This is a genomic window from Micromonospora radicis, from assembly GCF_003583405.1.
Classification (GTDB): Bacteria; Actinomycetota; Actinomycetes; order Mycobacteriales; family Micromonosporaceae; genus Micromonospora; species Micromonospora radicis.
Genome location: NZ_QXEC01000038.1, coordinates 17843 through 35628 on the forward strand (window position 1 = coordinate 17843; position 17786 = coordinate 35628).

At 69.8% G+C, this 17786-nt stretch carries 18 protein-coding genes; 5 read left to right on the top strand and 13 right to left on the bottom strand.

Going from position 1 to position 17786, the window contains the following annotated elements; genetic code table 11:
- Positions 1-24 precede the first annotated feature (24 nt).
- A complete protein-coding gene (locus tag D2L64_RS25205; protein WP_233559142.1) occupies positions 25-492 on the top strand; it encodes an NUDIX domain-containing protein in 468 nt (155 codons plus the stop codon).
- Positions 493-838: 346 nt separating this feature from the next.
- Here D2L64_RS25205 and D2L64_RS27170 read toward each other — a convergent pair whose 3' ends face one another.
- The 8 genes from D2L64_RS27170 to D2L64_RS25245 form a co-directional block, all read right to left on the bottom strand.
- Positions 839-1567 (bottom strand): HEPN domain-containing protein, encoded by a 729-nt coding sequence (locus tag D2L64_RS27170; protein WP_325049929.1) that lies wholly within the window; start codon positions 1565-1567, stop codon positions 839-841.
- A gap of 3 nt (positions 1568-1570) precedes the next feature.
- Entirely contained in the window at positions 1571-2728 is a 1158-nt protein-coding gene (locus tag D2L64_RS25210; RefSeq protein WP_119579690.1) for a DUF262 domain-containing protein, read from the bottom strand.
- 408 nt (positions 2729-3136) lie between these two features.
- Entirely contained in the window at positions 3137-3331 is a 195-nt protein-coding gene (locus D2L64_RS25215) for a hypothetical protein (protein WP_119579691.1), read from the bottom strand.
- Positions 3332-3546: 215 nt separating this feature from the next.
- Positions 3547-3951 (bottom strand): type II toxin-antitoxin system VapC family toxin, encoded by a 405-nt coding sequence (locus tag D2L64_RS25225; protein ID WP_119579692.1) that lies wholly within the window; start codon positions 3949-3951, stop codon positions 3547-3549.
- The gene (locus D2L64_RS25230; RefSeq protein ID WP_119579704.1) at positions 3948-4145 is read right to left on the bottom strand and encodes a hypothetical protein; all 198 of its coding nucleotides are present in this window, start codon (positions 4143-4145) and stop codon (positions 3948-3950) included. Before D2L64_RS25230 ends, D2L64_RS25225 begins: the two co-directional genes overlap by 4 nt.
- A 608-nt stretch (positions 4146-4753) precedes the next feature.
- The gene (locus D2L64_RS25235) at positions 4754-5983 is read right to left on the bottom strand and encodes a hypothetical protein (protein WP_119579693.1); all 1230 of its coding nucleotides are present in this window, start codon (positions 5981-5983) and stop codon (positions 4754-4756) included.
- Positions 5984-6053: 70 nt separating this feature from the next.
- A complete protein-coding gene (locus D2L64_RS25240) occupies positions 6054-6899 on the bottom strand; it encodes a YiiX/YebB-like N1pC/P60 family cysteine hydrolase (protein WP_147376309.1) in 846 nt (281 codons plus the stop codon).
- Between the two features lie 379 nt (positions 6900-7278).
- Complete coding sequence (locus tag D2L64_RS25245) at positions 7279-7926, bottom strand: MOSC domain-containing protein (protein WP_119579695.1); 648 nt, start codon at positions 7924-7926, stop codon at positions 7279-7281.
- A 260-nt stretch (positions 7927-8186) separates the two neighbouring features.
- Here D2L64_RS25245 and D2L64_RS25250 point away from each other — a divergent pair, with 260 nt between their 5' ends.
- Positions 8187-9392 carry a S8 family peptidase gene (locus D2L64_RS25250; protein ID WP_119579696.1) on the top strand — a complete coding sequence of 402 codons (1206 nt, stop codon included), beginning with the start codon at positions 8187-8189 and terminating at the stop codon, positions 9390-9392.
- Between the two features lie 157 nt (positions 9393-9549).
- On the opposite strand, the gene D2L64_RS25255 is transcribed toward D2L64_RS25250, so the two are convergent.
- Positions 9550-10089, bottom strand: coding sequence for a hypothetical protein (locus D2L64_RS25255; RefSeq protein ID WP_119579697.1), 540 nt, complete (start codon positions 10087-10089; stop codon positions 9550-9552).
- A gap of 112 nt (positions 10090-10201) precedes the next feature.
- Here D2L64_RS25255 and D2L64_RS25260 point away from each other — a divergent pair, with 112 nt between their 5' ends.
- Together D2L64_RS25260 and D2L64_RS25265 are read left to right on the top strand one after the other, a co-directional pair.
- Entirely contained in the window at positions 10202-11431 is a 1230-nt protein-coding gene (locus D2L64_RS25260) for a GNAT family N-acetyltransferase (protein WP_119579698.1), read from the top strand.
- A gap of 106 nt (positions 11432-11537) precedes the next feature.
- Entirely contained in the window at positions 11538-11861 is a 324-nt protein-coding gene (locus tag D2L64_RS25265; RefSeq protein WP_119579705.1) for a hypothetical protein, read from the top strand.
- A gap of 26 nt (positions 11862-11887) precedes the next feature.
- On the opposite strand, the gene D2L64_RS25270 is transcribed toward D2L64_RS25265, so the two are convergent.
- The 4 genes from D2L64_RS25270 to D2L64_RS25280 form a co-directional block, all read right to left on the bottom strand.
- Entirely contained in the window at positions 11888-12355 is a 468-nt protein-coding gene (locus tag D2L64_RS25270; RefSeq protein ID WP_119579699.1) for a ribose-5-phosphate isomerase, read from the bottom strand.
- Between the two features lie 69 nt (positions 12356-12424).
- On the bottom strand, positions 12425-13630 hold the full coding sequence (locus D2L64_RS25275) for a DUF1015 family protein (RefSeq protein WP_119579700.1): 1206 nt from the start codon (positions 13628-13630) through the stop codon (positions 12425-12427).
- Between the two features lie 110 nt (positions 13631-13740).
- Entirely contained in the window at positions 13741-14193 is a 453-nt protein-coding gene (locus D2L64_RS27175) for a hypothetical protein (RefSeq protein WP_147376310.1), read from the bottom strand.
- 204 nt (positions 14194-14397) lie between these two features.
- Complete coding sequence (locus D2L64_RS25280; protein ID WP_119579701.1) at positions 14398-15021, bottom strand: mycothiol-dependent nitroreductase Rv2466c family protein; 624 nt, start codon at positions 15019-15021, stop codon at positions 14398-14400.
- A 216-nt stretch (positions 15022-15237) separates the two neighbouring features.
- Between D2L64_RS25280 and pepN the strand changes: the two genes are divergently transcribed.
- A partial coding sequence (gene pepN, locus D2L64_RS25285) for an aminopeptidase N (protein WP_119579702.1) occupies positions 15238-17786 on the top strand: 2549 nt, incomplete at its 3' end.

Genomic DNA, 17786 nt, shown 5'->3' on the forward strand with positions numbered 1-17786 from the left:
CCTCAGCCCATCTAGGCTGCCCTGGTGACGGCCAACGAGATGCCACCCGTGGCAACCCCACGCGTCGCCGCAGGCGCTCTCTTCCTCAACGATGAAGGCCACGTGCTGCTCGTACGCCCCAGCTACAAGAAACACTGGGACATCCCCGGCGGCTACGTCGAACCCGGCGAATCACCCCGCGCTGCCTGCATTCGCGAAGTCGGAGAAGAGCTAGGCCTCAAGCTGCCCCTCGGACGGATGCTGGTCGTGGACTGGGCACCCGCCGAACACGAAGGCGACAAACTCCTCTTCATCTTCGACGGCGGAACACTCACCAAAGACCAAGAACGTGCCATCCGCTTCGAAGACGGGGAACTCACCGAATGGCGCTACGTTTCTGCCCGCGATTTGGAACAGCACGGCCCGCCCCGACTCGCTCGTAGGATCCGGGCCGCGATCGCCGCACACAGCAACGGTGGTTCCACATACGCGGAGCACGGCACCGCTATCTAGGCCGCAGTTTCGATACAGGTTCAATGCCGCCCGCGCCGCGGGCCGCTCGCGCCGCCGAACCCAGGCCGGACCGATGGTCCGCCGCAGCGCATCTGGCCTTCGGTCGGCAGCGCGCCGGTTCCAGATCGCCGGCTGCGCGGAAGTGTGACGAAGTCCCGGGCCGCTGGTAGCAACGGGGCTGGCCCGGGGCTTGCTACGTGCTGTAGTCCGTCACACGGGGCCGGGTTGCGAGGCGGACCTAGTGTCGATTGATACAGCCACCACGGCTCGCATGCCAAGTCTTCAGTGGGTGCCGCAACTGACCCATCCTTTTATACGAGGCGGTGTGTCTCGGCCACACGGATAGTCAGGGATGAAGCTGGTCTTCGAGGGAATGAGCCGCGCGGGCAGTGGTAATCAAGGCGTCGACGTGGGACTCGAGCTGCACTGACAACACAACCGCCAGCGTTTCAACAAACAGTGCATTCTCCGTGAGTTCGGAACGGAGAACGTGGGCGGCATCTGCGGTGTGGGCCACTTGGTGACGAGATAATACCAAGCTCTCTAGCTTCTCCTTGCAGTAGTCGAGTGACACGGGCTGAGGCCAGACTTTGCTGAACGGGTGCGATATCCTTCCAAAAATGTCGTTGCAGCCTACAGAGTTAAACATCCGCTTGACGCAATCTGGGTCCGGGTTATTCCCGGTTGAGGATAAGGCCCGAGGAAGAAATGAATCGGCAACGATGGCCTTAGCCGCTGCAAGCACATCGGGTATCCGATCCACCTTTTCCGACCCTCGGGTTCGATGATCACCTTTCATTGCCAATTCGAGTGAGGCGTAGATTGCGACGGTCCTCAGCTTGTCGCCGTAGCGCAAGAGCGGAATCCGTTCATGGCGAAGTCGGTCGAGTTGCTCCTCGAACAGAGTCCGCAGAAAGGACTCAAAGCAAGCGACGGTAAGAACGGTGCAGGCCCCGCGTAGGCCGAAACACGCGGGTCGGTCGTCAACCTCTGGCGGATCGTTGTAACGTCCCTCCATCTCTGCGAGTGCTCTTACGGCAGTAAGGGAACTTCTCAAATCCTCGAGCGCCCCCATGTGTTAGCTCACAATGGAGGCGGTCATGTCGCGGACAAGCCGGATGCGGTCTCGGAAATAGCTGGGCGTGTTTGTTGCTGAGTCGATTGCCACCCGAAAGTCAGGGTTCTCGAACAACTTTTTAATACCGGCGATCAACTCAGCTTGCTTCTGCTCTAGCTTGGATGCTTCGAAATCTTGCACGCCGAAGATCTCTGCATCGAAAGCCGATGCGAGCACCGGCTTTCGCCACTGCGCCTTCTCTGGCATCCACCGTCGGTAGGCGTACTCCCCGAAGGCCGCAACGGACTTCTGGACGGCCTGCCTGAAGTGGATCCTTAGCTTTTCGACGTCGGTAGGTGGCATCGCGTGGTTCTTGGCCATGAATTCATCTAGACGGCGTCCCATGCCCCCCTTGAAGGTCTCCCAGTCGTCTTTGAAGGTGAGATACCGCAGAACAAATTCGGCATCCCGCATCTCCTTGTAGAGGGCGGACTTATGCTTATCGCCAACACGCAGAGCTTGGTGGAAAAGGCTAGACGCGGACTCGGTAAGAACCATCTCGTTTAAGGCGCCAGGCCAGGCGCTGTTTCGGATCTCTTGAGGATTGAGGCGGATTCCTCCCGTGTTCAGCCTCTGGAATACCTGGTATTTTACGTCCGGGTCCGACTGTCTGAGAATGATGATGGCTCGGATCGCCGCTCGCGTCTCAAGGATGGTCTGTAGCGTCCCCGGCAACTCCTCAATTACGTTGCCGTTAAGCTCCGCGAATACCTCCAAGCCGGTAAGGCGAAGGCGCCCAACGAGGAAGTCGTTGATCGCTGTAAGTCGCTGCTTGCCGTCGATGACCGAATACCGCCCATACTCGTCCTCATTAAGGAAGATTGGCGGCACAGGCACGTTCATCAAGAACGACTCGATTAGTTGAGACTTTCGCTTGTCGGTCCAGCGATTCCGTCGCTGATACTTAGGAGACAAGTCGATCTTCTTGGATCGGACGAGACCCGAGAGCGAGAATAGGTTGTAGTCGACAGCGCTCGAGACTAGGTCTCGCTGTTTCTCTTCCCAGAAGCCGACAGGATCATTGCCGTACTGGTCATCGAGCTGCGGCTCCGCCTCCTCAATATCCCGGTCCTCCTGAATGTAGTCCTCGTCGTTAGTGTCTGGGGACTGGTCGCTCAAGGTGTCCTCCTACTCTCGGCGGGTCCTGTTTACCAGATGGAGGCCGCCGCCGGTTGCGACGGCGGTCGGCGAGATGAACGTGGCGGGAAAGGTGATGCAGCCCAGGGCGGGGCCTCCGGCGGGGCGTCGGCGCTCCGGGATGCTAGGGACGTCGAAGCGATGGCCGGCAGGGGGATCGGGGTACCGCAGCGAAGTACAGCAACCAACGGCACCAAACGGAACCACTACCGCAACCGCGGACGCGTGTCGCATATCAGCCGACGGAGGACGCGCTAGAACTCTGTGGGTTGCCGAAACACTCTCAATAGGATCAAGGGGCCGCGCAAGCGCGGCCCGCCCGCCGCACTCGGCCTGCTGGCGGCCTCCGGCCGGCATCGGCCGGCGCGGCGGGCACTTCGGTTCAGGTGGTCATGTCCGGAGATCTCTGAGCGCGGCTTCGATGCGCAGCCCGATCCCGGTGGCGACGAGGAAGCCCGCCAGGAGGTGTGGCTCAGCCGATCCGGCGTCGCTCGACAGCGTGATGACCGAGACCAGCAGTCCGGCGACCAGGGCGACGTTGCCGATAATGCGGATGGTGGAGGTACGCCGCGCAGCAGGTTTCATCCGGCGGACCGTACCGGAGGTTCGGGGCCTGCGCTGTCCGGACCTGTACTCGCAGCGCAGACGAACGATCGCGGGGTGGCTGGCCGCCGTCGAGGCCGGGGCGATCGGCTGCCGCGCCGCTCCGCGGCTTGCCACCGGGCGGACGGGTTCGGCTGGCCGTTTACCGCCAGGACCAGGCACCGCGGTTCGGTCGCGGCGGGCCGGGTCCGGTGAAGCTACGAGACGTCAAACAGGCGTAGGCCGTCGTACTCGGCGAAGTCGGCGTAGTCCTTGCTGTTGAAGGTCGCTAGCGGAAGCCGCTCGACCAGGCAGCAGGCCGCAATCCAGGAGTCGTTCGTCGGGCGGGGTCGCCCCCGATGCTGCGCCCGCGCCTGGAGATGCCCCCAGGTCGTCGCCACCGCCTCATCGAAGGGCAACACCACCACGCCGGATCGCCACTGCGCCAGGTGAGCCAGCTTGCGCGGCCCCCAGCTCCGCAGCACGGTCCACTTGGTCAACTCCGCGAGCGTGACGAACGTGATGCACAGAGTCTTACCAGCCAGCCGGGCACGAAGCCGGTCATGCAGCCGACCCCTCAGGATCGCCGACGCAACGTCGGTGTCCAGGACGACCGGGCTCACGCCGCGCTGGCCCGCCGGGAGGCGTACAGGTCGGCCAGGAAGTCGTCCAACTCTTCGTCGGACTCGAAAAGGTCCGGCCGGGCCAGGTCATCGACGGAGGCAACCGGCCGCACACCCTGCCGGCGGGCCAACTCCTCCACCGGCACATGCTCAGCGGTCGGCCACTCGGGCATCCGCTCGGCATTACTCGACATCACGACCCACCTCCTCCAGCACACCGCCGCCCATTGTCGCACGGTCAGCACCGACACCAGCGTCACTCGGCCGCGCGGAGAGCCGGCGGCACGGCAAGCCGCCCCCGGCCCAAGAGGCCAGGGGCGGTAAGCCACACGCCGCCGGACAACCACGCGCCCACCGCCCAGCCGTGCCAGCCACGTGCCAGTAACCCGTGTCCCAGACGGTCGACAGCGGTCATGATCGGGCACCACGACAGTCCCGCTGACCAGGCGATCCGGGCAGATCATGACAGCCGGGAACGATCTTCCAAACTGACGGTGCGGGTTCGATTCCCGTCGCCCGCTCCACGAACTCCGGCCCAGGTCGGGCGGTGGCTCAGGCAGCCACGCGGGAGGGTTCACCCTGGCGTCGACGCACCGTGCGCCCGGCGACCACGCGAAGCCAACGACCATTGCCCATCGGGCCAAGCGTGCCTGGCGGCGTCACGGCCGGAGGTCCCGGAGCGCGGCTTCGATGCGCAGCCCGACGCCGGTGACCACGAGCAGGCCCGCCAGGACGTACGGCCCGGCGGGCCCGGTGTCGCTGGACAGCGTGATGATCGAGACCAGCGGGGCGGGCGCCTCCGTTAGGCCGGGGGCCGGACAGCCACGCCGCGGATGACGAGGCTGAGGGAGAGGCGTTCGCTGATGCCGTCGAGGGTGAACGACTTGACGGTCTCGCCGGTGGCGCGGTCGTACTCCTTGAGTGTCACGGGCGTCTGGCGGTCGACGGGGTCACCGAGGGCGTAGATCGATTCGGGGGCGAACGCCACCTGGGCACCCTGAGGGCCGTAGCCGGTGGCGAAGCGGCGGGTGGTGACGCCGGTGGCGAGGTCGGTGGCCATGATGTCGCCCGCCGTGCCGAACCATTCGAGCTTGCCGTCGCGCAGCGAGCCGCTGTCGTAGCTGATGGCTTCCAGCTGCGTACGGTCGAGTGGTCGGCCGGCGTCGTCGACCAGCGGGCGCTCGGTGTACTTCCCGGTGGTGGTGTCCCAGGTGACGATCGCGGTGTGCGGCAACCCGTCGGCGTCCTGGTACGCGGAGAGGAACACGATCCTGCCCTGTTCGCAGGGTAGGTGGTGGACGATCGGGCCGGTGTCGAAGGCCGGGCGCCAGCCGATGACCTTCTCGTCGCCGTCCCCGACAGCTGGGTACAGCCGGGCGAGCATCTCGGGTTCCAGCTGTGGATCGGTGTGCGAGCGCAGCCCGGGCAGGGTGGCGGATTCGGCGGAGTGGGCGCCGGATTGTTGCGAGATGCCGTACACGACGCCGTCGCAGAGGGCGTTGGTGAAGTAGTTGCCCTCGACCCGGTAGCGCGTCGAGCCGGTTCCCGTCGTCGTCACCACCTGGTTGGCATAGCGCCCCTCCTCGGGTGACCCCTCGTTGTAGACGGCCACGAACCCCCCGCCGTCGGGCAGTGCGAAGGCGGCCTGTTGGAGGTCGGTCTTCGGGCTGGGGTACGTGGTCAGTCCGTCGTCGCCTAGTAGGTAGTCCTGTTCCTCGTCGGCGAAGGACAGGCCGGCCTCCGACCAGGTCAACCGGCCCAGGTCCATACCGCCGGTCTTGATGGTCCGGTAGCTGCCGTCCGGCTGCACGAGCACGACGTACGCCGGGTTCCGCTTGACGCTTGCGAAGGACTTGGCGTTGTTCTGTGGGCTGAGGTAGACGGCGAAGAAGGTGTCGCCCAGCCGTGCCTCGGCTGCGGCCAGCAGTCCGGCTTCGAGCTTGTTCTGCCCGGCCGGATCGTGCTCCGCCGAGCAGGCCGACAGCATCAGTGTGCAGGCGCCGACGAGGGCGAGGGCTTTCCGGAACGGCATGTCGTGGTCTCCAGAGGGGGGTGTCGCGTGACCCCGTACGCCGGGGTCACGCGACACTGGATCGGCCAGGTCAGGAGGTACGGGTGTAGTACGTCACGGTCTTGGAGGAGCCCTTGATGTCGTTCGGGTAGACGGCGAAGGGGTCCCAGGACCAGGAGAGGTCGATGTTGGCGGTGGACTTCTTGTACGCCCGCCAGACCAGCTCCGAGCAGTTCAACTTGGTGGCCGACGACGTCTTGTTGAAGGCGAAGTTGCTGTCGTACGCCTTGTTGCGGAGATTGTTGTACGCGTAGTTCGCGGCGATGTCACGGTTGGTCTGGGTGGTACTCACGGACAGCTTGTAGACCGGAAGCTGCACGCGGTGGGTCGATGCGGAGACCGACCTGCTGTTCGTCGTGCCACCGGGGGCTTCGACCACGGTCGAGGTGTTGTAGTAGATGCCGACATGGTTGTGGACGACCTTGGCCGTGCGCGCCCAGGAGTGGAAGATGTCGCCCTTGTAGCGACCGCTGCCGAGGTTGACCACGCCGGGGCTGGTCGAGGAGCAGGCGATGGCGAACCCTGCCGGCTCCGGTTCCGGGTCGGGCAGGGGCTCGTCCTCGTCCGGAAGGCACGGATCCACCTCGACCGCCTCGTCGGCCTGGGCCAGAGCCTGGTCGAGCATCTCGTCGTAGCTGATCCCGAGTTCGACCGCAGCCTCTTCGAGCGCGGTCTGCATCTCCTCCTCGGTGGTGCCGGGGTTGAGTTCGACGAGCCGGATCAGTCGCCAGTCGCTGCCGTCGGCGGCGTGCGCCGGTGCGGCGACGGCGAACGTCATCGCCAGCGCCGCGACCACGGCGGCGAAGGTCCGCAGCACGCGTCGGGAGGTCAACATCGCCAGGGAGGACCACACGGCCCATCCCGAAGGATTCTTCATGGCGGGGGACCGTAACGGAAGATTATTCGGCGGTCGACCCAGGACAGTGGACGCTTTCCGCCATCACGCCGACTTGAGCGACGTAACGAGCAATGATCATCCAACCTGGACAGATGGCGATCGAAGCGCACCGTCGAGTCGCCGGCGTGGCGCGCCGGCCTTGGGGTCGTCCGGCCGCGGAAGAGACCGCCGTCGCCGGCATTCACGCTGATCACGACATCGCGGACGGGCACACTCTGGCCGGCCCGACGGTCGAGCCGAGCCCCGGCAGCGGTGGGCGGGCCGCGGAGGGCAGACCCGACACCTGCTGACCGTTCGCCTAGATCATCTAGCCGAACGGTCACCGGCCGGGCACCGGTTCGGATCGGCGGTACCGGGCCTACCGGTGGGCGCGGCGGCGGGCTCGTTCCCGCTCTGCCTCGGGCAGGGCCGCGGCGGCCAGCAGCTGCGGCAGCAGGTCCGGTTCTACAGTCATGGCACGGAACGCGAACTCGACGGTCACCTGGTGGTCGGGGCGGTGCACGACCACGATCGGGTCGGCGGCGCGGAGCTGACCGGGCTCGATCACCCGCAGATACGCACCGGGGAGGGCGGCCCGGGTGAACCGCTTGATCCAGCCACGCTGCCCCAGCCAGTGCTGAAACGTCGAGCACGGGATCCGCGGCGAGGTGACCTCCAGTACGACGTCCGGCCCGATCCGCCAGCGTTCGCCGATCAGTGCCTGGTTGACGTCGAGGCCGACGGTGGTCAGGTTCTCCCCGAAGCCGCCGTTGCCGAGGGTGACGTCCAGCTCGGTCTCCCAGCCGTCCAGGTCCTCCCGGGCGTAGGCGTACACGGCCTGGTCGGTGCCGCCGTGGTGTTTCACGTCGTAGACCCGGTCGCCGACCAGGCCGACCTCGCCGGTGCCCTTGGGGCCGGGCACGACGACGGTGACCGGGCCGTCGACCGGCCGCTTGTCGATGCCGGTCAGCCCGCCCTTGGCCGGGTTGGACCGCGGCCTACCCACGTTCACGGAAAGCACCTGCATCCCATGACGGTACGTCGGGGCGGCCGGTGTCGGCGACCACGATCGGTCGCGGGCAGGTCGGACGCGGCGAGGAGCGGCGGCGACCTGCTCGATCGCTGCCCGGCCCACCCGTGCAGACCCGATGGGCGCCGCCGCCCGCGAACTGCTCGATCGACCGACTGCATCCATAATCTTGAATGAATAGGTACCATCCTGGGAACCGTCGAGGCCCCGGCCCGAGGGCCACCGCCCGCCGCAGGGGCCGCCAGGAGGAGGAACCGATGCCACTCCCCCGTCCGTACCGGCGAGGGCCGGCCGCCATCCGCGGACCGCTCACCGCCGTGCTCACCGCGGCCGTCGTGGTCGCGCTCACCGGTGGGTCCGCCGCCGCGTCGACCACCGGTGAGATCCGGTACGCCGACGCACCGACCGCCCTCGCCGGCAGCTACCTCGTGGTGCTCAAGGACCAACCGGCCGAGGCCACCGCGCAGCGGCTGGCCGCCCGGTACGCGGGCCGGGTCGAGCGGGTCTTCACCGACGCCCTGCCCGGCTTCGAGGTACGCCTGCCCGAACGCGCCGCCCGCCGACTGGCCGCCGACCCGACGGTCGCCTACGTGGAGCAGAACCGGACCGTCACGCTGACCGTGCCCGGTGTGCAGGACAACCCGCCTTCCTGGGGCCTGGACCGGATCGACCAGCGGTACCTGCCCCTCGACGGCCGGTACGCCTACCCGAACACCGCGCCGAACGTGCACGCGTACGTCATCGACACCGGCATCCGGGCCAGCCACGGTGACTTCGGCGGCCGGGTCGGCACCGGTGTCGACCTGGTCGACGGCCTACCAGCCGACGACTGCAACGGGCACGGCACCCACCTGGCCGGCACCGTCGGCGGCACCCGGCACGGGGTGGCCAAGCGGGTCCGGCTTCACCCGGTGCGGGTGCTCAACTGCGCGGGCAGCGCCAGCGTCGCCCAGGTGGTCGCCGGGGTGGACTGGGTGACCGCCAACGCGGCCCGGCCGGCGGTGGCGTTGCTGGCGCTCGGCGGTGCGGCGAGCACCGCGCTCGACATGGCGGTGACCAACTCGATCAACTCGGGGGTGACCTACGTGGTGACCGCCGGCAGCTCGAACAGCAACGCCTGCACCACCTCGCCCGGCCGGGTGCCGGCCGCCCTCACCGTCGCCGGCACCACCGCCACCGACGCCCGTTCACCGTCCGGCAACTACGGCTCCTGCCTGGACCTGTACGCGCCCGGGGCGAACATCACCTCGACCTGGCACACCGGTGACACGGCGACGGCGACCCTCAGCGGCGGCTCGACGGCCGCCGCGCACGTCGCCGGCTGCGCCGCCCTCGCCCTGCAGGCCAACCCGACCTGGAGCCCCGCCCAGGTGGCCGCGTACCTGGTCGGCCGGGCCACCGTGGGCGTGGTCGGCGCAGTGCCCGGCGGCACCGCGAACCGGCTGCTCTACTGCGGCCCCTGACCCGACCGGACGTCGATCCGTTCGCGGTCACGGATGAACCGGCGTCGGCGGGGTATGTAACGCCGTCCTGGTGGAGTGACGACCTTCCGGTCGCGGTGCCGCGACCGGTCCCGCCGGGCGGGTCGACCCTGCGGGCCGATCCGCCCGGCGACTCGACTCAGGTGGTCAGCCAGTTCCAGGCGTCCATGATCCATTGGGTCTGTTGCAGGTAGGCGATGCCCAGCCCGGTCAGGAAGACCGCGGTGACCAGGTGGGCTCCGCGGGCGCTACGCCGCACCCGGCCGAGCTGCCGCTCCAGCACCACCCGGCCGAGCAGCCGGGTCAACGCGAAGAGCCCCGCACCCACCAGCAGGCTCAGAACGAAGATCAGGAACGGTCCGGCGAGTTCGCCGCCGCCGGAGATGGCCCAGATCCCCCAGCACACGAAGGCGAACAGCGCCCCCGCCGCGCTCCACTCGCCGCCCTTGCGCAGCTGCGCCACGTGCCAGCTCAACGGCCGGCGGGGCGCGGGCTCCCCCGGCCAGCCGGTGCCGGTCGGTACGTGCTCCACCGCCGGGAAGGGTTCGGTACGCGGCGCGGTGGACCCGACCGAGGCCACTCCACGCCGGAACGGGTCGCGCTGCGGCGGTATCCCGGCATCGGACTGCGGCGGCACCTCCACGGTCCGCTCCGCCCACGGCTGCGTCTGGTCGGCCATCTCGTTTCCCTCCCCCTGGACCCGCGGCGCACGCGACCGCCGCCGGACACTTCGAGGGTAGCCAGCCGGCAAATCGGTCGCCGCACCCGCGTCGATCGGATAGACACGACCGGTGACCACCTCCCCGCTGCCGATCCAGACCGCCCGCGCCGAAGACTTCGACGAGATGGGGCGACTCCTCAACCTGCTGTTCCATCACGGCCTGGAACCCGAGGCACACGAGACCGAACGGGCGATCTTCGAACCGGAACGCGGCCTGCTGATCCGCGACGGTACCGAGCTGGTCGCCACGGCCGCAGCGTTCACCCGGGCTCTCGGTGTGCCCGGCGGCTCGGTGCCGGCGGCGCACGTCAGCATGGTCGGCGTGGCGCCCACCCACCGGCGGCGCGGCCTGCTCAACGCGCTGATGCGGCGCCAGCTGCGCGACATCCGTCAGGCCGGCGAACCGGTCGCGGTGCTCTGGGCCAGCGAGGGCCGGATCTACCCCCGGTTCGGCTACGGACTGGCCGCGCAGCGCCTGCAGATCACCGGTGACACCAACGAGCTACGGCTACCCGCACCCACCGGCGACGAGGGCCGGCTCCGGCTGGACCGTCCGACCGAACGCCTCGCCGACCTCGCCCGGATCCACGACCGGGTCGGCGCCGACCGCCCAGGCTGGTCCGCCCGCGACGACCGGTGGTGGCGCTACGTGCTGGTCGACCCGGAGTCGCAGCGCGATGGCGCCACCGAACGGCGGGTGGTGCTGCACGAAGGCCCCGACGGCGTCGACGGGTACGGCCTGTTCCGCACCAAGGCACAGTGGGAGGGCACCGGCCCGAGGGGTCTCACCACCGTCGACGAGGTGGTGACCAGCAGCGCGGCCGGATACCGGGCGATCTGGCGGATGCTGCTCTCGATCGACCTGGCCCGGCGGGTGTCCTTCCTACGGGCGGCGGTGGACGAGCCCCTGCTCCGGCTGGTCGACGAGCCACGCCGGCTCGGCCCGCAGCTGGTCGACGCGCTGTGGGTACGCCTGGTGGACGTGCCGGCGGCGCTGGCCGCGCGACGCTACGCCACCGACGTCGACGTAGTCGTCGAGGTCACCGACGACCTGTTGCCGGAGAACACCGGCCGGTGGCGGTTGCAGGGCGGGCCGAAGACAGCCAGCTGCGTACCCGCGACCGGCCCCGCCGACCTGGCCTGCGACGTACGCTGCCTCGGCGAACTGTTCCTCGGCGGCACCGGCCTCACCACGCTGGCCGACACCGGCCGGCTGCGCGAACTACGCCCCGGCGCGCTGGCCCACGCCGGCCCCGCCTTCGGCTGGCACCGCGCCCCTTCCGCCCTGGAGGTGTTCTGACCTGCCCGCTTCCGGCCCGCCCGGCAGCTGCCGGTCCGGCCCGCCCGGGCCGTAGGTGGACGAAGAGGTCGACCGCGGGCACCCGAGCGGGGGTACCGTCGGGGGCGTGGCGGACGAGGCACGGCGACGACGGCGACACCGGCACCCGGGCGGGCAGGACGGCGGCGCGGAGGCGGGCGCCGCCGCGTCCACCTCGGGGGTGCACGACGGCGCCGAACCGCCCCGCGGGCGGCGCAACGGCAACGCCGACGAGGGCGAGCGTGGGCTACGCGGGCTGGTCGGCGCCGGCTCGTCACAGGTGAGCGTCACCGCGGCCATGCGGGCCCGAGACGCGGCCCGCCCCACCGAGGAGGAGCTGGCCGAGGCGGCGGCGCGGATCGTCGTGGTACGCCGCAACTGGACCCCCCGCGACGAGCTGCCCCGCCGCTGACCCCGGCGGCCGAAGCCACCCTCGGATCAGGGCAGGTCGGGCAGCCGGCGGGTCTGCTCGTACTCGGCGACCTGGGCGATCCGGCGGGCGTGCCGCTCGTTGCCGGAGAAGCCGGTGGTCAGGAACGCCTCGACGATGGCGGTGGCCTCGTCGAGGGTGTGCTGGCGGGCACCGACCGCGACCACGTTGGCGTCGTTGTGCTGCCGGCCCAGTTGTGCCGTCTCGACGCTCCAGGCCAGGGCCGCCCGTACCCCGGCGACCTTGTTGGCGGCGATCTGCTCGCCGTTGCCCGAGCCGCCGATCACCACGCCCAGGCTGCCCGGGTCGGCCACCACCCGAGTGCCGGCGTGCAGGCAGAAGGCCGGGTAGTCGTCGTCCGGGTCGTAGGCGTGCGGGCCCACGTCGACCACCTCGTAGCCCTGCTTGGCGAGGTGGTTGGCCAGGTGCACCTTCAGCTCGAAACCGGCGTGGTCGGATCCCAGGTAGACGCGCATACCGCGCAGTCTGTCAGGCCCGTCCCGCCCGGCACCGTGGGGGCGGCGTCGGACGGGACGAACACCACGTCAGGCCGGGTCGGGCAGTTCGGCGGCGACCAGGCCGCCGCGGGCCTTGGGGGTGAACCAGGTGCTCTTGCGCGGCATCTTCTCCCGGGCCAGGTTCACCGCCACGAAGTCGTCGACGGTCACCGGCGCGATGAGGATCGCCAGTTCGGCCCGACCGGCCTCGACCTCACCGGCCAGCCAGCTCGCCGGGTAGTCACCGCCGACGTAGGTGATCCGCTTGTCGCCCGGATCCAGCCCCAGCGCGTCGCGCAGCAGCAGCCGCTCGACCAGGGCGTGGTCGAGGTTCTCCAACCGGCTCGGGCCGGTGTGCGGCAGCGTCACCGCGTACGCCTGGCCGGGCAGCTGGAGCACGACGGTGCCGCCGGTCGCCGGCACCCGCACCGGCGCGTCGACGGCGGTGACCTGCGCACCGGCGGCGCGCAGCCGGTCCAACAGCTCGGCTGGCGTGGTCGGCAGCTCGCTGACCAGGCGGTTGTACGGCTGGATAGCCACCGAGGCGGGCGTGGTGACCACCGCCAGGAACCGGGGCAGCTGCCCGGTCTGGGCGGCCAGGCTGCGGTGGTTGCCGTCGGCCACGACCAGCTCGCCGCCGCCGGCCAGCGCGGTCAGTTCGTCCTGCTCCGGGCCGGGCCCGACCAGCCAGATCGCGTGCGTACGCCCGGCCTGGTCGGTGTCGGTCGCGGCGGGTGCGCCGGCCGTGTCGGTGGCCGAGGCGAGCGCGGCGTGCAGTTCGTCGCCGCGTCCGGTCTGCAACAGCAGCACGGGCGAGAGCAGGTGACCCAGCGCACCGGCCAGGGCGACCCGCTCACGCACCTTGGCGATGAAGACGTCCTCGTTGCGGATCACCAGGCCGGGTTCGTCGGCCCGGGTGGAGATCTGGTCGGTGTCGACCATGGCGAAGATGCCGTACGCCGGTGGCTCGCCGGGGGCGGTGATCCGGTACAGCACCACCACCTGCTCGGCCGGGGTGTAGCTGCCATCGGCCTTCGCCTCGGCCAGCCGGCCCACCGCGTCCGGCAGCGCGTCGAGGAAGGACTTGCCGAGGCTCTCCGGAGCCCGGTGCGGCATCTCGATGCCGAGGGCACTGTGCGGATTCGCCTCGATGATCGCGGTGATCTCCGCGTCGTCGGCGAACTCGTCGTAGTTCTGCGCTCCGGTGCCGCCAGTGGTGATCCAGGCCCGGGTGATCGGGTGCACGACCGTCATGACCGATGACGCTACCGCCGTCCGAACCGGCGCCGTAGCCGGACCCGCCCCAGCCCACCTGCTGAAAGGAAGGGCGCGCCCTGGCAACACCTGCGGTAGCGGGGCCCTCGTCAACGCTCCGGGTCGCTCGCCGCACCAACTCGGTCGGCGGGTGTGGGCGCCCCGGCTGGGCGGCGCGTCAGCGCCGACCTCGGGCCGGCGTTGCGGATCTCCCGGCCGGGCGGCGTCAACCGGGAGGTGGCCGGGACCCGGGCCACGCCCACCGCCGCGCCACGGCCCAGCACCCCGGCGGTGTTACGGGAGCCGCCCGTCGTCCAGCCTCCCGAACGGTCCTGCCGGGGCGCCGGCCAGCTGTCGGTACGGTCCGGCCCGCTCTCGGTGGGATCCTGCCGGGGCGCCGGTCGCCGCCCGGCTCGGTCCTGGCGGGGTGCTGCGGGTCGATTCTCGGGGCGTTCCGGGTGCCGGGCCGGCCAGTTCAGGTTCGTCGCCGAACGGGGCGCGGCGCGGCCGGTGCCCTCCTCCCAACTCCAGAGATCGTCAACCGGGGCACGATGCTTCGCCATCTGGCCTCCACGAGCGGCGGAGTGCGGCCGGCGGGCACGGGTACGGCCCGCCGGATCTCTGCGGACACCCGGTCAAACGAGTCCGTGAACGCACCGGTGACGCCGCGCCTGGTGCCGGTGCCGACACCAGGCGCGAAGCGGGACTGTCGGCCGGGGGCCGGTGCCAGGCACGAGGCGTTGAGAACCTGCCCTTCCCCGCACCCCTCAGTCGAAGATGGGGTCGAGGTCGCGGCTGCGCTTGAGTTCGAAGAAGCCGGGCGTGCCGGAGACCAGCAGGACGCCGTCCCAGAGCCGACCCGCGGCCTCCCCCTTCGGTGCCGGGGTGACCACCGGCCCGAAGAACGCCACCTGCCGGCCGTCGGGACCGGGCGCGTGCACGACCGGGGTGCCCACCTCGGTGCCGACCGGACGCATGCCGGCCTCGTGGCTCTCCCGCAGCGCGGTGTCGAGGCTGGTGTCCTCGGCCGCGGCGGCCAGTTCCGGGTCCAGCCCGGCGTCGGTCAACGCGGCCCGGTACAGCTCCGGCCCCAGCTGTTCCTTACCCAGGTGGATCCGGGTGCCCAGGGCGGTGTAGAGGGCACGGACCGCGTCCGCTCCGTACCGCTGCCGCACGGCGACGCAGACCCGTACCGGCCCCCACCCGAGGCGCATGTACTCCTGGTACGGCTCGGGCAGTTCCCGGCCCTCGTTGAGTACCGAGAGGCTCATGACGTTGAACCGGACGTCGACCTCGCGGACCCGCTCCACCTCCAGCAGCCAGCGGGACGTGATCCACGCCCAGGGGCAGATCGGGTCGAACCACATGTCGACGCTGACGCGCTCGCTCACGGTGAGGTCCTTTCGCAACGATGACGCCGCCAACCGGCGTACCTTCGATCCTTACTCGGCTTCGGCCCGGTCAGGTCCCGATCGACCGCGTGACCTCGCCCACCAACGGCTGTCCCCGCATGGAAGACTCAGGCCCGGACCGGCCGTCACGAGCGGTCGACGGCAAGTGGACCGCAGCGTACGGCGAGAGTGGGATGGAGACGAACAGTGCCGGGAGTGCGCAACCTGACACAGGTGGAAGCGACCGAGCGAGCCAGACTGCTCGACGTGACCGGGTACGACATCAGTCTGGATCTGTCCAGCGCGGTGCACGCGGCGGGGGGTCGTACCTTCCGATCGACCACCGAGGTGCGCTTCCGCTGCACCGAGCCGGGCGCCGGCACCTTCATCGAGTGCGCGGCGGACTCGGTACGCTCCGCGACGCTCAACGGCGCTGCGCTCGACCTGGCCGACTTCTCGGCCGAGAAGGGGCTGACGCTGACCGGGCTGGCCGCCGAGAACACGCTGGTGGTCGACGCCGACTTCGCGTACTCGAACTCGGGGCAGGGGCTGCACCGTTCGGTCGACCCGGTCGACGGTGAGACGTACCTCTACAGCCAGTTCGAGACGGCGGACGCGCAGCGGGTCTTCGCCTGCTTCGACCAGCCGGACCTGAAGAGCGTCTACACCTGGCGGGCCACCGTACCGGAGCACTGGAAGGTGGTCTCGAACTCGCCGGTGGCGCGTACCGAGGCGGCCGGCGAGGACCTCAAGACGGTCCACTTCGCCGAGTCGGCGCGGATGAGCACCTACATCACCGCGCTGTGCGCCGGCCCGTACCACGAGGTGCGGGACAGCCACGACGGCATCGACCTGGGCGTGTTCTGCCGCGCCTCGATGGCGCAGTACCTCGACAGTGACGACCTGTTCCTGGTCACCAAGCAGGGCTTCGACTTCTTCCACGAGCAGTTCGGGGTGCGGTACCCGCTGCCCAAGTACGACCAGCTGTGGGTGCCCGACTTCAACGCCGGTGCGATGGAGAACTTCGGCTGCGTCACGCACGCCGAGTCGCACTACCTGTTCCGCTCGCAGGTCACCGACTTCGAGTACGAGCAGCGCGCCAACACGATCCTGCACGAGCTGGCCCACATGTGGTTCGGTGACCTGGTCACCATGCGCTGGTGGAACGACCTGTGGCTCAACGAGTCGTTCGCCGAGTGGGCCAGCCACTGGTGCAACACCCACGCCACCCGGTTCACCGAGGCGTGGACGACCTTCCTGTCGATCCGGAAGAACTGGGGCTACCGGCAGGACCAGCTCTCCTCCACCCACCCGGTCTACTGTGAGATGCCGGACCTGGAGGCGGTCGAGGTCAACTTCGACGGCATCACGTACGCCAAGGGCGCCAGCGTGCTCAAGCAGCTGGTCGCGTACGTGGGGGAGGAGCCGTTCCTGGCGGGTCTGCGAGCGTACTTCGCCCGGCACGCCTGGGGTAACGCCACCTTCGACGACCTGCTCTCCGAGCTGGAGGCCGCCTCCGGCCGCAAGCTGCGTACCTTCGCCACCCAGTGGCTGGAGACCGCGCAGGTCAACACCCTGCGGCCGGAGCTGACCATCGGCCCGGACGGCACGTACCAGCGGGTGCTGGTCCGGCAGGAGGCGCCGCAGGTGTACCCGACCCTGCGCACCCACCGGATCGGCGTCGGCCTGTACGACCTCACCGACGGTCGGCTGGTGCGCCGGGAACGCCACGAGGTCGACATCGACGGTGAGCTGACCGAGCTGACCGAACTCGTCGGCGTACCCGCCGCCGACGTGCTGCTGCTCAACGACGACGACCTGACCTACGCCAAGCTGCGGCTGGACGAGCGGTCGATGGCGACGGTGGTGCAGCACATCGCCGGGTTCGAGTCGTCGCTGGCGCGGGCGCTGTGTTGGACGGCCGCGTGGGACATGACCCGCGACGCCGAACTCGCCACTCGCGACTACCTGGCGTTGGTGCTCGCCGGGCTGCCCGCCGAGACCGACATCAACCTGGTCACCGCCACGCTGCGCCAGGCCAGCAGCGCGCTCACCTTCTACGCCGACCCGCAATGGGCGCCGACCGGCTGGGCCGAGCTGGCCCGTACCGCGAAGACCGCCCTCGCCGCCGCCGAACCGGGCAGCGGCTCCCAACTGGCCTGGGCGCGGGCGTACGTCGCCGCGTCCCGGTCCGCCGAGGATCTGGCGGTGCTGCGCGGCTGGTTGGACGGCACGCAGGTGGCCGCCGGGCTGACCATCGACACCGAGCTGCGGTGGAGCGTGTTGCAGGCGCTGGTGGCCAACGGGGCGGCCGGCGCGCCGGAGATCGAGGCCGAGCTGGCCGGCGACAAGACCTCCAGCGGCGAGCGGGAGGCCGCGTACGCGCACGCGCTGGTGCCGACCGAGGGGAACAAGGCCGCCGTCTGGGCCCAGCTGACCGGCGCGGAGGCGCTGCCGAACTGGCGGCACCGGGCGCTGTTGCAGGGCTTCAGCCACCCGGCCCAGGTCGACCTGGTCGCGCCGTACCGGCAGCGGTACTTCGACGCCGTGGGACAGGTCTGGGCCAGCCGGGACAGCGAGCCGGCGCAGGAGTTCGCGATGCTGGCGTACCCGGCCTACCTGGTCGACGACGACACGGTCGAGGCGACCGACGCCTGGCTGGCGCAGCCGGGCCACCCGGCGCCGCTGCGGCGGCTGGTGGCCGAGGGCCGCGACGGTGTGGTGCGTGCGGTGGCCGCACGGGCCCGGGACGCGCGCAGCGCCTG

Excerpts from the sequence above, each read along its gene's own strand:
- D2L64_RS27170 (WP_325049929.1), bottom strand. The coding sequence starts at position 1,567 with ATGGGGGCGCTCGAGGATTTGAGAAGTTCCCTTACTGCCGTAAGAGCA.
- D2L64_RS25215 (WP_119579691.1), bottom strand. The coding sequence starts at position 3,331 with ATGAAACCTGCTGCGCGGCGTACCTCCACCATCCGCATTATCGGCAAC.
- D2L64_RS25230 (WP_119579704.1), bottom strand. The coding sequence starts at position 4,145 with ATGTCGAGTAATGCCGAGCGGATGCCCGAGTGGCCGACCGCTGAGCAT.
- D2L64_RS25235 (WP_119579693.1), bottom strand. The coding sequence starts at position 5,983 with ATGCCGTTCCGGAAAGCCCTCGCCCTCGTCGGCGCCTGCACACTGATG.
- D2L64_RS25240 (WP_147376309.1), bottom strand. The coding sequence starts at position 6,899 with ATGAAGAATCCTTCGGGATGGGCCGTGTGGTCCTCCCTGGCGATGTTG.
- D2L64_RS25245 (WP_119579695.1), bottom strand. The coding sequence starts at position 7,926 with ATGCAGGTGCTTTCCGTGAACGTGGGTAGGCCGCGGTCCAACCCGGCC.
- D2L64_RS25250 (WP_119579696.1), top strand. The coding sequence starts at position 8,187 with ATGCCACTCCCCCGTCCGTACCGGCGAGGGCCGGCCGCCATCCGCGGA.
- D2L64_RS25255 (WP_119579697.1), bottom strand. The coding sequence starts at position 10,089 with ATGGCCGACCAGACGCAGCCGTGGGCGGAGCGGACCGTGGAGGTGCCG.
- D2L64_RS25270 (WP_119579699.1), bottom strand. The coding sequence starts at position 12,355 with ATGCGCGTCTACCTGGGATCCGACCACGCCGGTTTCGAGCTGAAGGTG.
- D2L64_RS25275 (WP_119579700.1), bottom strand. The coding sequence starts at position 13,630 with ATGACGGTCGTGCACCCGATCACCCGGGCCTGGATCACCACTGGCGGC.
- D2L64_RS27175 (WP_147376310.1), bottom strand. The coding sequence starts at position 14,193 with ATGGCGAAGCATCGTGCCCCGGTTGACGATCTCTGGAGTTGGGAGGAG.